Origin of the sequence: Acinetobacter sp. YH12106 (assembly GCF_013418995.1) — a bacterium.
GTDB classification, from domain to species: Bacteria; Pseudomonadota; Gammaproteobacteria; order Pseudomonadales; family Moraxellaceae; genus Acinetobacter; species Acinetobacter pseudolwoffii.
Window position 1 is genome coordinate 15,618 of record NZ_VPAV01000021.1, and the last position, 13,749, is coordinate 29,366.

Annotated in this window: 13 protein-coding genes; all 13 read left to right on the forward strand. The window is 35.2% G+C overall.

From position 1 onward, the window contains the following. Nucleotides 1–119 precede the first annotated feature (119 nt). Complete coding sequence (gene rfbB / locus FTU45_RS12525; RefSeq protein WP_180076477.1) at nucleotides 120–1,184, forward strand: dTDP-glucose 4,6-dehydratase; 1,065 nt, start codon at nucleotides 120–122, stop codon at nucleotides 1,182–1,184. Then, on the forward strand, nucleotides 1,184–2,077 hold the full coding sequence (gene rfbD, locus FTU45_RS12530) for a dTDP-4-dehydrorhamnose reductase (RefSeq protein WP_180076478.1): 894 nt from the start codon (nucleotides 1,184–1,186) through the stop codon (nucleotides 2,075–2,077). Before rfbB ends, rfbD begins: the two co-directional genes overlap by 1 nt. Next, the gene (gene rfbA, locus FTU45_RS12535; protein ID WP_180076479.1) at nucleotides 2,074–2,958 is read left to right on the forward strand and encodes a glucose-1-phosphate thymidylyltransferase RfbA; all 885 of its coding nucleotides are present in this window, start codon (nucleotides 2,074–2,076) and stop codon (nucleotides 2,956–2,958) included. Before rfbD ends, rfbA begins: the two co-directional genes overlap by 4 nt. Next, complete coding sequence (gene rfbC / locus FTU45_RS12540) at nucleotides 2,955–3,527, forward strand: dTDP-4-dehydrorhamnose 3,5-epimerase (protein ID WP_180076480.1); 573 nt, start codon at nucleotides 2,955–2,957, stop codon at nucleotides 3,525–3,527. Before rfbA ends, rfbC begins: the two co-directional genes overlap by 4 nt. After that, on the forward strand, nucleotides 3,524–4,765 hold the full coding sequence (locus FTU45_RS12545) for a flippase (RefSeq protein WP_180076481.1): 1,242 nt from the start codon (nucleotides 3,524–3,526) through the stop codon (nucleotides 4,763–4,765). The genes rfbC and FTU45_RS12545 overlap by 4 nt, the downstream gene beginning before the upstream one ends. A 1,178-nt stretch (nucleotides 4,766–5,943) precedes the next feature. After that, a complete protein-coding gene (locus FTU45_RS12550; protein ID WP_180076482.1) occupies nucleotides 5,944–6,732 on the forward strand; it encodes a hypothetical protein in 789 nt (262 codons plus the stop codon). Then, on the forward strand, nucleotides 6,689–7,564 hold the full coding sequence (locus FTU45_RS12555) for a glycosyltransferase family 2 protein (RefSeq protein ID WP_180076483.1): 876 nt from the start codon (nucleotides 6,689–6,691) through the stop codon (nucleotides 7,562–7,564). The genes FTU45_RS12550 and FTU45_RS12555 overlap by 44 nt, the downstream gene beginning before the upstream one ends. 24 nt (nucleotides 7,565–7,588) lie before the next feature. Beyond that, the gene (locus FTU45_RS12560) at nucleotides 7,589–8,419 is read left to right on the forward strand and encodes a glycosyltransferase (protein ID WP_180076484.1); all 831 of its coding nucleotides are present in this window, start codon (nucleotides 7,589–7,591) and stop codon (nucleotides 8,417–8,419) included. A 22-nt stretch (nucleotides 8,420–8,441) separates the two neighbouring features. Beyond that, entirely contained in the window at nucleotides 8,442–9,386 is a 945-nt protein-coding gene (locus FTU45_RS12565) for an NAD-dependent epimerase/dehydratase family protein (RefSeq protein WP_180076485.1), read from the forward strand. A gap of 14 nt (nucleotides 9,387–9,400) precedes the next feature. After that, entirely contained in the window at nucleotides 9,401–10,411 is a 1,011-nt protein-coding gene (locus FTU45_RS12570; protein ID WP_180076486.1) for a glycosyltransferase family 4 protein, read from the forward strand. Further along, the gene (locus tag FTU45_RS12575) at nucleotides 10,404–10,934 is read left to right on the forward strand and encodes an acetyltransferase (RefSeq protein WP_180076487.1); all 531 of its coding nucleotides are present in this window, start codon (nucleotides 10,404–10,406) and stop codon (nucleotides 10,932–10,934) included. The genes FTU45_RS12570 and FTU45_RS12575 overlap by 8 nt, the downstream gene beginning before the upstream one ends. Nucleotides 10,935–10,976: 42 nt before the next feature. Then, the gene (locus FTU45_RS12580; protein ID WP_180076488.1) at nucleotides 10,977–12,851 is read left to right on the forward strand and encodes a nucleoside-diphosphate sugar epimerase/dehydratase; all 1,875 of its coding nucleotides are present in this window, start codon (nucleotides 10,977–10,979) and stop codon (nucleotides 12,849–12,851) included. Nucleotides 12,852–12,864: 13 nt separating this feature from the next. Beyond that, nucleotides 12,865–13,740, forward strand: coding sequence for a UTP--glucose-1-phosphate uridylyltransferase GalU (gene galU, locus FTU45_RS12585; protein WP_180076489.1), 876 nt, complete (start codon nucleotides 12,865–12,867; stop codon nucleotides 13,738–13,740). Nucleotides 13,741–13,749 lie beyond the last annotated feature (9 nt).

Here is a 13,749-nt window from a genome sequence, read left to right on the forward strand (position 1 = left end):
ATGATTGGTTGAAATTTAATACTATATTAATATCTTTTTTTTAATTTATGTCTACAATAGCTGCAAAATTTTATACTCCTGTTGGTAAAATTCTTAAAAAGAAATTTAAGGTCATATAAATGAAAATTCTTGTCACTGGTGGCGCCGGTTTTATTGGTTCAGCTGTCATCCGCCATATTATTCAAAATACCAACAACCAAGTTCTAAATATCGATAAATTGACTTATGCGGGTAATTTAGAATCGTTAAAAGAAATTGATCAACACTCGAACTATGAGTTCAAACAAATTGATATTTGTGATACAGAACAAATTACAGCTGCAATAGATGCATTTCAGCCTCATGCAATTATGCATTTAGCTGCAGAGTCGCATGTAGACCGCTCAATTGATGGTCCTGCAACATTTATTCAAACTAATATTGTGGGAACTTATACTTTATTGGAAGCTGCTCGAAAGTATTGGATGGGGCTTGACGCCGAAGCTCAGCAAAACTTTCGCTTTCATCATATTTCAACGGATGAAGTTTATGGCGACTTAGAAGGTACGACTGATCTGTTTACAGAAACAACTTCATACGCGCCAAGTTCTCCATATTCTGCCTCTAAAGCCAGTTCGGATCATTTAGTCCGTGCTTGGCACAGAACTTATGGCCTGCCTGTTATAGTTACCAACTGTTCAAATAATTATGGTCCGTATCACTTCCCTGAAAAGTTAATTCCATTGGTGATTCTAAACGCACTGGATGCTAAACCTTTACCTGTATATGGGAATGGTCAGCAAATTCGGGATTGGTTATTTGTAGAAGATCATGCGCGTGCTTTATATAAAGTGGTGACCGAAGGTGTAGTGGGTGAAACCTATAATATCGGTGGTCATAATGAAAAGCAGAATATTGAAGTGGTCAAAACCATTTGTAAAATTTTGGATGAGTTAAAACCACAAGCCAATGGTCAAACGTATGCGTCATTGATTACATTTGTAAAAGACCGCCCTGGGCATGACTTACGCTATGCAATTGATGCTACAAAAATTCAAAATGAATTAGGTTGGACACCAACGGAAACGTTTGAAACTGGAATTCGTAAAACAGTAGAGTGGTATTTGAATAATCAGGAGTGGGTTGCGCATATTCAAAGTGGGGAATACCAATCTTGGTTAGAAAAACAATACAAGGCTAAGTAATGAAAATTTTATTGCTTGGAAAAAATGGACAAGTTGGTTGGGAGCTTCAGCGCTCCCTTGCGCCATTGGGTGAGGTGATTTCACTTGATCGAAATGGTTTAAATCAATGGTGTGGTGATTTAAGTAAACCTGATCAAATTTATCAAACTATTATAGATATAGCGCCAAATGTTGTTGTGAATGCAAGTGCTTATACTGCTGTAGATTTGGCTGAAACAGAACAAGATATGGCTAATCTCATTAATCATGTGGCAGTAGGGAAGATAGCTGAGGCTTGTGCTCAAACTAAGGCACTTTATGTGCATTATTCAACAGATTATGTTTTTGATGGTGAAGGTACATCTAAATTTAATGAAGCTGATGCCCTTAAACCTTTGAATATATATGGTAAGACTAAGGCATTAGGTGAGCAGGCTATTCAAAATGCTCAATGCAATTATTTGATATTTCGAACATCATGGGTTTTTGCTCAAAAAGGTAAAAACTTTTTAAAAACAATGCTTACTTTATCTCAGCAGCGTGAAGAACTATCTATTATTGATGATCAAATTGGTGCTCCAACGTCAGCTGAGCTAATTGCGGATGTAAGTGCTCATGCGATTGTGCAGACATTGCGAGATCAAACTAAAATTGGTATTTACCATTTGGTTGCTAGTGGGGAAACATCGTGGTTTGAGTATGCAAACTATATATTTGAACAAGCAAAAAACTTAGGTGTGAATTTAGCCATTCAACAAGTTAATCCGATTCCAACAGCAGCATATCCGACACCAGCTAAACGTCCACATAATTCACGATTAAATAATCAAAAAATTCAACATGCTTTTCAAATCTATTTGCCAGATTGGAAAGTGCATGTACAAAGAACAGTAGTTGAGGTATTTCATAAATGAGTATAAAGCGTAAAGGTATTATATTGGCAGGTGGTTCAGGAACCCGCTTGCATCCAATTACTAAAGGCGTATCTAAGCAACTGTTGCCAATTTACGATAAGCCAATGATTTATTATCCGTTGTCTGTTCTGATGTTGGCAGGTATTCGTGAAGTACTAGTAATTTCAACTCCAGAAGATTTACCTAACTTTGAAAAGTTGCTTGGCGATGGTTCACAATTTGGTATCCAAATAAGCTACAAAGAACAGCCTTCACCAGATGGACTTGCGCAAGCATTTATTCTTGGCGAAGAATTTATAGGAAATGATCACGTTTGCTTAATCTTGGGTGACAATATTTATTATGGTCAAAATTTTAGTAAGCAATTAAAAATAGCAAATGCTGTTGATGTTGGCGCTACAGTTTTTGGTTATCATGTGACTGATCCAGAGCGTTTTGGTGTAGTTGAGTTTGATCCAACAGGCAAAGTGCTGAGCATTGAAGAAAAGCCAACCAAACCAAAATCACCTTATGCAGTCACTGGATTGTATTTCTATGATAATCGGGTTGTTGAGTTTGCTAAACAGGTAAAACCGTCCGCACGTGGCGAGTTAGAAATTACCGACATTAACAATGCTTATTTGAAAGATGGCTCACTCAATGTTGAATTACTTGGGCGTGGTTTTGCATGGCTAGATACGGGAACCCATGAATCTCTTCTAGAAGCAGGTCAGTTTGTATATACCATTGAAAAACGCCAATCGCTAAAAGTGGCCTGTTTAGAAGAAATTGGTTTTCAGCAAGGTTGGATTTCAAAAGAAAAACTTAAGGAAAGTGCAGAAGCACTTAGAAAAACAGATTATGGTCAATACTTATTGAAATTATTGGATGAAGTAAAATGAGAGTTGAAAAAACGAAACTCGACGGTTTATTAGTACTTCATCCACAAGTATTTGGGGATGATCGTGGCTGGTTTATGGAAAGCTTTAATCAACAGCGTTTTGAAGCTGCATTAAAAACGTTAAATTTGCCTATCCCAACATTTGTGCAGGACAATCATTCCTGTTCGCAAAAAGGGGTGTTGAGAGGTTTGCATTTTCAGCGCGAACCATATGCTCAAGGTAAATTGGTTCGTGTTGTTCAAGGTAAAGTTTGGGATGTAGCTGTTGATATTCGCCCAAACTCTAAAACTTATGGGGAATGGGTTGGTGTAGAGTTGAGTGCGGAAAATAAAACTATGTTTTGGATTCCTGAAGGGTTTGCACATGGTTTTATAGCACTTGAAGACAATACTCAATTTCTTTATAAAACTACCAATTATTATAATAAAGAAAGCGAAGGTGCTATTATTTGGAATGACCCGATGCTTGCAATTGAGTGGCCTTTAAATCGGGTAGATGAAGTAGTGGTGAGTGAGAAAGACTTAAAAGCAACAAAATTTTCAAATATTAGTGCTTGCAACTTAAAATGAAGATAGCAAAAAATAGTTTTTTTAATATAGCAGGTTATATTATACCAGGCATACTTTCAATTCCTATCTTAGGGTATATGGCTCGTGAGCTTGGGATTGAAGAGTTTGGGCTATTTACTATTATTCTAGCTTTAGTGGGTTATGCGAGTATTTTTGATGTTGGTATTACTCGCTCAGTCATTAGAGAGATAGCGATCTTTAAAAATAATGAAGAAGAAGTCTTAAAAATTATTTCAACATCAGCATTGTTAGTATTAATTCTTGGAGTTGCAGCTGGTGTGTTAATTATAGTATTTAGTAGCATTATATCAGAGCTATTAAAAGTAAGCTCTTATGCGGTTGAAAATTTTAAGTACTCTTTAATGCTATTATCTTTATCAATTCCTTTATTTTTATTAACTCAAATTTGGTGTTCTTTGTTAGAGGGTAGAGAAGAGTTCTTAAAACTTAATATTTTTAAAACTATTTCTAACACCCTAGTGGTTCTATTACCAGCTATAGGTTTGATGCTGGACTCAAGTTTATTATCTGCTGTTATAGGGTTATTAATATCAAGAGTAATATCTATACTTTTAGTATTATGGTTTTGTAAAGAATACATAGTTAAACTAAAATTTCATAAAGATACTTTTAAAAGATTAATAAATTTCGGTGGTTGGATTGCGGTAAGTAATATTATTAGTCCAATTATGTCTTATTTTGATCGGTTTATATTGGCTAATAAAGTAGGTAGTAATGTGGTAGGTTTTTATACAGGACCTTCAGAAGCTATTTCAAGAATTGGAATTTTCCCGAGTGCAATTGCACGGACTATTTTTCCTATGTTGTCTGATAAAGAGGCAGACAATAAGCAAATCAAAAAAATATCATATCTATTAGTTTTTTTATCTATAGTGCCGTTTGGTATTATTACAGCATATTTTGCTGAAAATATTTTGGATCTTTGGCTAGGTAGTCAGTTTGCATTAAAATCAACTATTATTTTTCAAGTTTTAATTTTAGGATTAATTTTTAATTCAATTGCTCAAGTACCTTTTACTAGTATACAAGCACAGGGTGGCTCTAGAATTACAGCAATGCTCCATCTATTCGAAGTGGTACCATACGTACTTTTATTATTATATCTAATTCAATATTATGGTTTGCTTGGTGCAGCTTGGGCATGGACAATCCGTATGTTTGTAGATATGGGGTTGTTAATTTTTCTTGATCAAAAAAATATCTTAAAGGAAAGTTGAGTAAGTTAATATGGAATATATCTACTTAGGTTTTTTTATAACTTTCTTTTTCTTATTTTTTATATTGACTAGCGGAAAAGTCGATTATTTTTCTCCTTTATCATTGCATGTTGTATCTTGGTTTTTTGTTTTTTTTATTGGTTTACTTGTAGGGAATCAGTTTTATCCATTAACTGATCATATATTTTATTGTTTTATGATTTGGTTTTGTGTGCTAACTTTTTCATTTTTATTAATGTATTTAAAATATATATTCTTATAGGTGTATTTTCACTAACAACAAATTATTTTATTGGTGAGGAAATTATTGGTATTTTTATTACAAAAGATATTAATTTAGTTGATTATTTGAGTATTGGAATTTTTAATCAAATTATTATTTCTATTGCAATGATTATGGTTAATCTTTACATTATTCCTATTGGAAAAGGGCGTGTTTTAAAGAAAATATATTTTTTTGGGATGATTGTATTTTTATTAACCTTTAACTACATGCAAAGGTCTTATGGGTTGATGGGGGTTTTTTATAGCATGTTGTTAGTGGAAACTGTTATTACTTTAATAATGGTTTATATTTCATATGTATACTACAGGAACATTATAAAGAATTAGTATGTTGAATATTTTTTGTGTTTTATTTATGAATTCTAGGTTATTAATTTAATAAAAATAGGTTATAATTCGTTAAGATTTAAAATTTTAACAATTTGTAGATTTCTTATCTGTTTTGGATTTTTTTAAAGAAAGGTTTCATGGCTATCTTGCTAAAATTTTGGTTAATATGATTAATATTATTAAAGGGAAAAATGATGACTGTAAGCGGAAGACATAGTCTATGCTGTTTCTTATTTTTTATTGTATTATTTATCTTAACCAGACAAGTTCCTTTTTCAAGTTATTCATTTATATCAAATATTGCAATAATAATATTATTATTATTATTAATTAATTCTAACAGAAATAGTATAGTCAGTATTTCTTATATAAGTTTATGGTTGAGTGTTTTATTTATATACTCCTTATTCTCAGGGAATGAAGCTACCCTTATAATACATTTTATGATAGCAATTATTTTGTTGTTATCAAGTAATTTTGCTCAAAACATACCCAAAATATTTTTGCAGATTTTCTTTATCCTCATTACTTTACAGTCTTTATTTTTGATTTTCATGGAGCTCGTGTTAAATATATTTTATACACCTAGTTCATATTTGATATTGAGAGAGATTTTTATAGATAAGGGGTGGGGAGATTTATATACATATAATGATTTTTTTTATAGAATTCAAGTAAAAGGCAATGCACTTATACCATTTGCTTTTTTCTTAACGTTTATTAAAGAAGTTAAATTTTCTTTAAAATATAATAAATTTCATAGATTCATCGCTTTTGCTGGTATATGCATTGCTGGTAATTTCGCATTTTGGATATCTACTTTTATTTTTTTAGTTGGATATTCTATATTTTTTGGAAAAAATAGGATATTAAATGCAATAATTGTGTTAATTACAGTAATTTTAGCAGCAGGCTATATTTTTCATTATGTTACCGATGTTCTATCGAGAAAAGTAGACTCATTAGGAACAAGAGGTGATCAATTTTTTGTTTTGATCAGTGGTTTGACTGATAATATTAATCACTTTACTTTTGGTAATGGATTAGGTTCAACATTATCTGTAAGAACTTCATTTCGAGATTACACAGGAGATATTTACTTTGAGCTGCAAGGTGTATATTATATATATCAATTAGGTATTTTAAATTCGTTGATTTTTTTTGGACTAATGTTTTATTTGGCATTTAAAAAAATATTTTATAAAGATTTATTATTTATTTATATAGTTTATTTAACATATGCCGTTAGTAATCCATATTTTTTAGATACAAATCATATTGTTTTAATTATTGTGCTAAGGTTGATTTATGAATTCAGAAAAGAAAATAGGTTGTATAATAGTTTTGTATAATCCAGATTTATTAATGTTATACAATATATTGAATAGGATAACAAATCAAGTATCAATTGTCTATATTGTAGATAATTCTATAGTAGATAATAATTTTAATTTTTCAAATTATTGTAATGTAGTCTTTGATAAATTAGGAAAAAATATAGGTATTGCTTCCGCACAAAATATAGGATTGAAATTTTTTCAAGAAAGGAATTTCGATTATATCTTATTTTTGGATCAGGATAGCATACCTTCGGAAAACTTAGTTGAAAGCTTAATGAATGTTTATAGCTTTTTGAAAGATAATAGTATTAGTGTTGGAGCCGTAGGACCACGTCCTTTTAATCGTGGTGAAAACAAAAAATATCAAGGTGTTATAAATAAAGGTAAGAAATTTAATAATAACATTACTGAAGTAAATGAGTTAATTAGTTCATCCTCACTAATAGCAGTTGATTGTTTCAATAAAGTGGGGCTTATGGAAGATGGTCTATTTATCGATGCTGTTGATCACGAATGGTGTTGGCGTGCTAAATATAAGGGTAATTATCGTTTTTTTATTTTTGAAGACGAAATTTTAAGCCATCAACTTGGAGAAGGTGATAAAAAATTTTTAGCTTTGAATATTCATATTCCAGCACCAATTAGAACTTATTATCAATTTAGGAATTTCATTAGATTATTGAATAGAGATTATGTTCCTTTATATTGGAAATTTTCAAATGGAATTAAATACTTTGTTAAATATTTTTATTACACTTTATTTTTAAGTGAAGGTAAGAAATATTTTCATTTTATGAATAAGGGTATGATTGATGGTATAAAAAATAAAAAAGGTTCTATTTAATTGGTCATAGAAGAGATTTAAATTTTGAAATTTTCTGTATTATTGTCATTGTATTTTAAAGAAAATCTACAATATTTTGATAAGGCTTTGGAGAGTATTTGGGATTTACAAACCGTTAAACCCGATGAAATAATTTTGGTACTTGATGGTCCAGTTGGCGAAGAGCTTAAACAATGTGTAGGAAAATGGCAACAGATTATTGGTCAGCCCTTACAAGTTATCCCATTAAGCCAAAATATTGGGTTAGGCATGGCGCTAAATGAAGGGCTTAAACACTGCTCACACGACTGGGTTTTTCGTATGGATACAGATGATATCTGTTTACCTGATCGTTTTGAAAAGCAAATAGAATATATACAAAAAAATCCAGATGTGGTTTTATTTAGTGGTCAAATTATTGAATTTAATGAAACTATTGAAGATGCAACTAAGTTGAAAATTGTACCTACTGAATATGAGGAAATTAAAAAATTTGCCTTAAAACGTTGTCCTTTTAATCACATGGCGGTCGCTTATAGAAAAGATATAATTTTGGGCTTGGGGGGTTATCAACATCACTTGCTTATGGAAGATTATAATTTATGGTTTCGAGTAATTGGGGCAGGATATAAAGTTGGTAATCATTCTGATGTATTACTCTATGCGAGAGTAGGTAATGGCATGTATGCACGTAGAAAAGGTTGGCAATATTTTAAAAGTGAGAAAAAGCTTTTAGATTTGAAAAAAGAGTTGAAATTGCAAGGTTCAGTAGCAGCTAATCTAATTTTCTTAGCTCGTGCTTCAATTCGTCTTATTCCTTCAAACATGCTAGCTTTTATTTATAATAATTTTTTAAGAAAGAATAAGTCTAAATAAAGTTAAATTCAGTGAAGGTATTATGAATCATATTTTACTCACAGGCAGTAACGGTTTCTTAGGTCAATATTTGTCGCAATTCTTGGCTGAAAAAGGCGATTCAGTTTTAGCGCATACACGTAAAGCCCAAACATTTGATCATCCAAATATTAGTAATATTAATTTTGACCTAAATGACAATTTAGACAATATCGATTTGAGTGAGGTTGAGGTTATTATTCACTGTGCAGGTCGTGCGCATGTCATGCATGAAACTGCAGCATCACCACTTGAAGCATATCGCCAAACCAATGTACAAGGCACATTAAACCTTGCACAAAAAGCAGTACAAAGTGGCGTCAAACGCTTTATTTACTTAAGCAGCATTAAAGTCAATGGCGAACAAACTACGACACAAGCCTTTCATCCTAATGACGATGTCCACACAAATGACCCATATGGCCTATCTAAATATGAAGCAGAACAAGCCTTACTTGAGCTATCTCAACATACAGGTTTAGAAGTGGTTATTATTCGTCCAGTCCTCATTTATGGTCCTAATGTAAAAGCCAACTTTAAAAGTATGGTGAACTTGGTAAGAAAAAAACTCCCTTTACCGATTGGTTGTTTAGACAATAAACGCAGTATGGTGAGTGTCTATAACTTGGCTGACCTGATTTATACTTGTATGACTCATCCAAATGCGAACCGTGAAGTATTTTTAGCCAGTGATCAGGATGACATTTCAGTCAAACAACTATTTGAAAAATTAGCAAAATACCAAAATAACCAATTACTAATGCTACCTGTACCAAAAAGTTTGATCAGTTTTCTGGCAAGTTTGGTGGGGAAAAAAGCGGTTGCTTCACGTCTATGTTCAGAACTGGTGGTAGATACCACTAAAAATACACAACTTTTAGGTTGGACAGCACCGTATAATGTCGATACAAGCCTAGAAAAAATGTTTAATACAGCGCATCAAAACTGAGCCTAGTCACAAATATGTCCATGCTACCCCTTATTATTTTCTTTTTACTTGCGTTTGCGATGACCTATTTCATGCGTGCCTACGCCCTAAAGAAAAATATAATAGATAACCCCAATGAACGTAGTTCCCACAGTGTACCCACGCCCCGTGGAGGTGGTGTTGCGGTGGTGTGTAGCTACTTGTTGGCGCTGGCTGTGCTGATATATAGCCAACAATTGACCGTACATATTGGTTTAACCCTGATAGCAGCGGGTTTTGTCATCGCTTTACTTGGTTTCTTGGATGACCATGGGCACATTAATTCCATGTTGCGCTTAGCAGTACACTTTTTAGTGGCCATTGGCGTGGTGATCAGCTTGGGTGGCTTTAGCGAAGTTACGGCTTTTAATGGTGTGCAACTCGGCTTTATCGCCAATATTATTGCGGTACTATTTTTGGTGTGGATGTTGAATCTATATAACTTTATGGATGGAATTAATGGCATTGCCAGTGTTGAAGCAATTACCACTGTTGTTAGTATGGCCATTTTGTATTATGTGCTAAATACTACATTAAACTCAGACATATTGTGGTTATTGGCAGCCTGTGTATTTGGGTTTTTATTGTGGAACTTTCCCAAGGCTAAAATTTTTATGGGCGATGCCTGTAGCGGATTTCTCGGTCTCACTTTGGGTATTTTGGCGCTTATCGCTCTAAAAGAAAACTTGGCACTGTTTTGTGCGTGGATCATTTGTCTAGGTGTATTTGTGGTCGATGCGACTTATACCCTAATAAAACGCGTATTGAGCGGCTATAAAATGTATGATGCACATCGAAGCCATAGCTATCAAATTTTATCGCGTAAATGCGGGAGTCATACCCCCGTGACGTTGGCGGTTGCCGCGATTAACCTATTGTGGTTATTTCCTATCGCTTATTTGACGGTTACACAAGCATGGGCGTACCCTGAATGGGCAGTACTGATTGCTTATTTACCTTTAATATTGATTGCTATTAAATTAAAAGCAGGAAAGCCTAATGCCTGAAAAAAAATTACTGATTCTTGGGGCAGGCGGTTTTGGCCAAACAATTGCTGAAGTTGCTGAACTTTTAGGTAATTGGGAGAATATTTCTTTTGTTGATGATCAATGGCCTGAGCAACAATGGTTAGGTTGTTATCCTATTGTTTCAAATATTCAAAACTTATCCTTAATTAAGCAACAAGATTTCGAGGCCATCATTGCCGTTGGAAATAACCAAATACGACAAAAGTGGCAACAATTACTGCTTGATTTATCTATACCAATTACGACTATTATACATCCACAAACAGTCATTGCTCCTAGTGTAAAAATAGGGCAGGGGGTAAGTATTATGGCTGGGTGTGTTATTGGAACGAATACGGTTATCCAAGATGGTGCTATTTTAAATATGGGTACATTATTGGATCATGATGTGGTGGTTGAACAATTTGTACACTTAAGTATTGGGGTGAAAGTTGCAAGTAATAATATTATCCCTACATTTTCTTTCTTGGAAGTGGGAAGTATCATAGAACATAAGTCTTAATAACAACTTCTTTAAATTAAGATATGACGTGCTGAAAAATATATGAAATCTCTTGTAATTCCTCTGGTTGAATCTCCACGTTCAGCAAAACTCGCGTTTTTAGTCATTTTAGACTTTTGTATTTTCCCTGTTCTAATCTGGCTTTGTTATGCTATTCGACAGTTTGATCTTGGTGCAGAGGTTGTGCCGAACATTGCTTTTGGCTCGGTTTGGGTGAGTATAATTGCGGTATTCATGCTGTTTATTTGTGGTGTATACCGTTTTATTGTACGGACTTTTAATGAGTTTTTTATTGTTAAATTGGGCCTGGCCACGATATTAAGCGTGATCGGATTGTACTTGCTGGCTTATAGCACCCATGCTTTTATTCCGACATCTATCCCCTTGATGTTCGGCTTTATGATGTTTGCCTGGATCTGGTTTAGTCGTAGTGTGATTCGTTTTGTGGTGAGATCCTACTTACAGGCTAATGTGCCTAAAAAACGGATTGCTATTTATGGGGCTGGTTATGCAGGCCAACAGGTTGCAGCGACTTTAAATCGCTCCCATGAGCATTTGCCGATTATATTTATTGATGATAACCCGTCTTTAAGAGGCCAGAATATTGGGGGGGTTCAAGTATATTCACCACATAGAGCTTTAAAGTGTTTGGTTAAATTACGTATTGATGAAATTTTAATTGCACTCCCGTCAGTAGGGCGAATACGTAAAAGCGAAATTATCAAGTTTTTAGAGCCGGCTCATTTAAAAATTACCGAGATTCCGGGTCTGACTAAACTGGTCAATGGTGAAATTCGAATTTCTGATATTCAGGAAGTGGATATTATTGATTTACTGGGGCGTGATCCTGTACCGCCAGTTCCAGCGCTTTTGGCTAAAAATATTAACAATAAAGTAGTCATGGTCACAGGCGCGGGTGGCTCGATTGGTTCAGAACTATGTCGCCAAATTATTAGAAATCAGCCTGTCAAAATTATCATTTATGAACTGACAGAATTTGCTTTATATCGTATTGATAAAGAATTACGTCTGACTGCCACGTGTGAAATTATTCCAATTTTAGGTTCAGTTCTCGACGAACGGAAGTTAGAACGGGTGATTGAACAATATGGCGTACAAACCGTTTATCACGCTGCTGCTTATAAGCATGTGCCGCTGGTGGAGTGTAATCCGCTGGCTGGCCTGAAAAATAATGCGGTGGGAACAGCATTCAGTGTGAATGCAGCAGTGAAAAAAGGCGTTGAAACTTTTGTTCTGATCTCAACCGATAAAGCGGTACGTCCGACGAATGTCATGGGAGCAACCAAACGCATGGCAGAGCTGTATTGTCAGGCCATGGCGGAAGCTCAGGATCAGACCCAGATCAGTATCGTGCGCTTTGGTAATGTGTTGGGTTCTTCTGGCTCAGTAGTACCGCTGTTTAAACAGCAAATTGCCAAGGGCGGGCCAATTACCGTGACTGATCCAGAAGTGACCCGGTTCTTTATGACCATTCCGGAAGCCTCGCAGCTGGTGATTCAGGCCGGTGCTTTAGGTACAGGAGGCGACGTGTTCCTGCTGGACATGGGCGAGCCGGTACGGATTCAGGATCTGGCACGACAAATGATTTCACTCAGTGGACTCAAAGTCCGTGAAGAAAAAAATCCAAATGGTGATATTGAAATTCAATATACCGGCTTACGTCCGGGTGAAAAGCTGTATGAAGAACTGCTGATTGATGAAGAAAATACAGAAATTACCTCGCATAAGCGTATTTTGAGATCAGTCGAGAAGCATTATCCATTGGCAGAAATTCTGGAAGTATTTAACCGGATGCATGAACTTTCAGCGACCCAGTCCGATATTGAATGGGCATTGGCGCAGCTGGAATACTATGTCGATGGTTATGTCCGTGGCAACGAAATTCAAGTGAACTAGGTTATTTATAGATATGATTAAGAAAGCAATTCTTCCTGTGGCCGGCCTTGGTACGCGTTTTTTACCGGCCAGCAAATCGATTCCCAAAGAAATGGTCACTGTGGTTGATCGTCCGGCGATTGAATATGTGGTCCGTGAAGCGGTAGCCGCCGGGATTGAACAAATTATTTTGGTGACTCATTCTTCAAAAGCATCGATTGAAAATTACTTCGATCGTAATTTTGAACTTGAAACCACGCTTGAGCAAAAAAACAAAACCGATTTACTCAAGGAAATTACTGAAATTCTGCCTAGCGGTGTAAGTATTATTAGTGTACGTCAACCGCAGCCTTTGGGCTTAGGTCATGCAGTACTCTGTGCCAAAGCCGTGATTGGCGATGAAGATTTTGCGGTATTATTACCAGATGTGCTGGTCAAGGATCAGGATCCGGAAAATGATTTGTCTCGCATGATTCAGCGTTATGACGCGTCTCAAGCAGCACAAATCATGGTTGAAGCGGTGCCTGAACATCTGGTGGATCAATATGGCATTGTCGATGTGGCCGCATCTCCGGCCGAAGGCGAAAGCATTGTCATGCAAGGGATTGTTGAAAAACCGGCAGTCGGCACCGCACCATCGAATCTGTCTGTGGTCGGGCGTTATATCCTGCCGGCAAAAATCATGCAGCTTCTGGAACAGACACCACGCGGGGCAGGCAATGAAATTCAGCTCACCGATGCGATTGCCATGCTACAGCAAACCGAAGCCGTAGAAGCCTATCGCATGAAAGGTCAGACCTTTGACTGTGGCAGCAAGTTAGGTTATTTAAAGGCTGTTTTACATTATGGTGTTGATCATCCTAAACTCGGTGCCGAGTTTAAAGCATTAATTCAGGAACTGGCTTTGTAAGAAAAAATA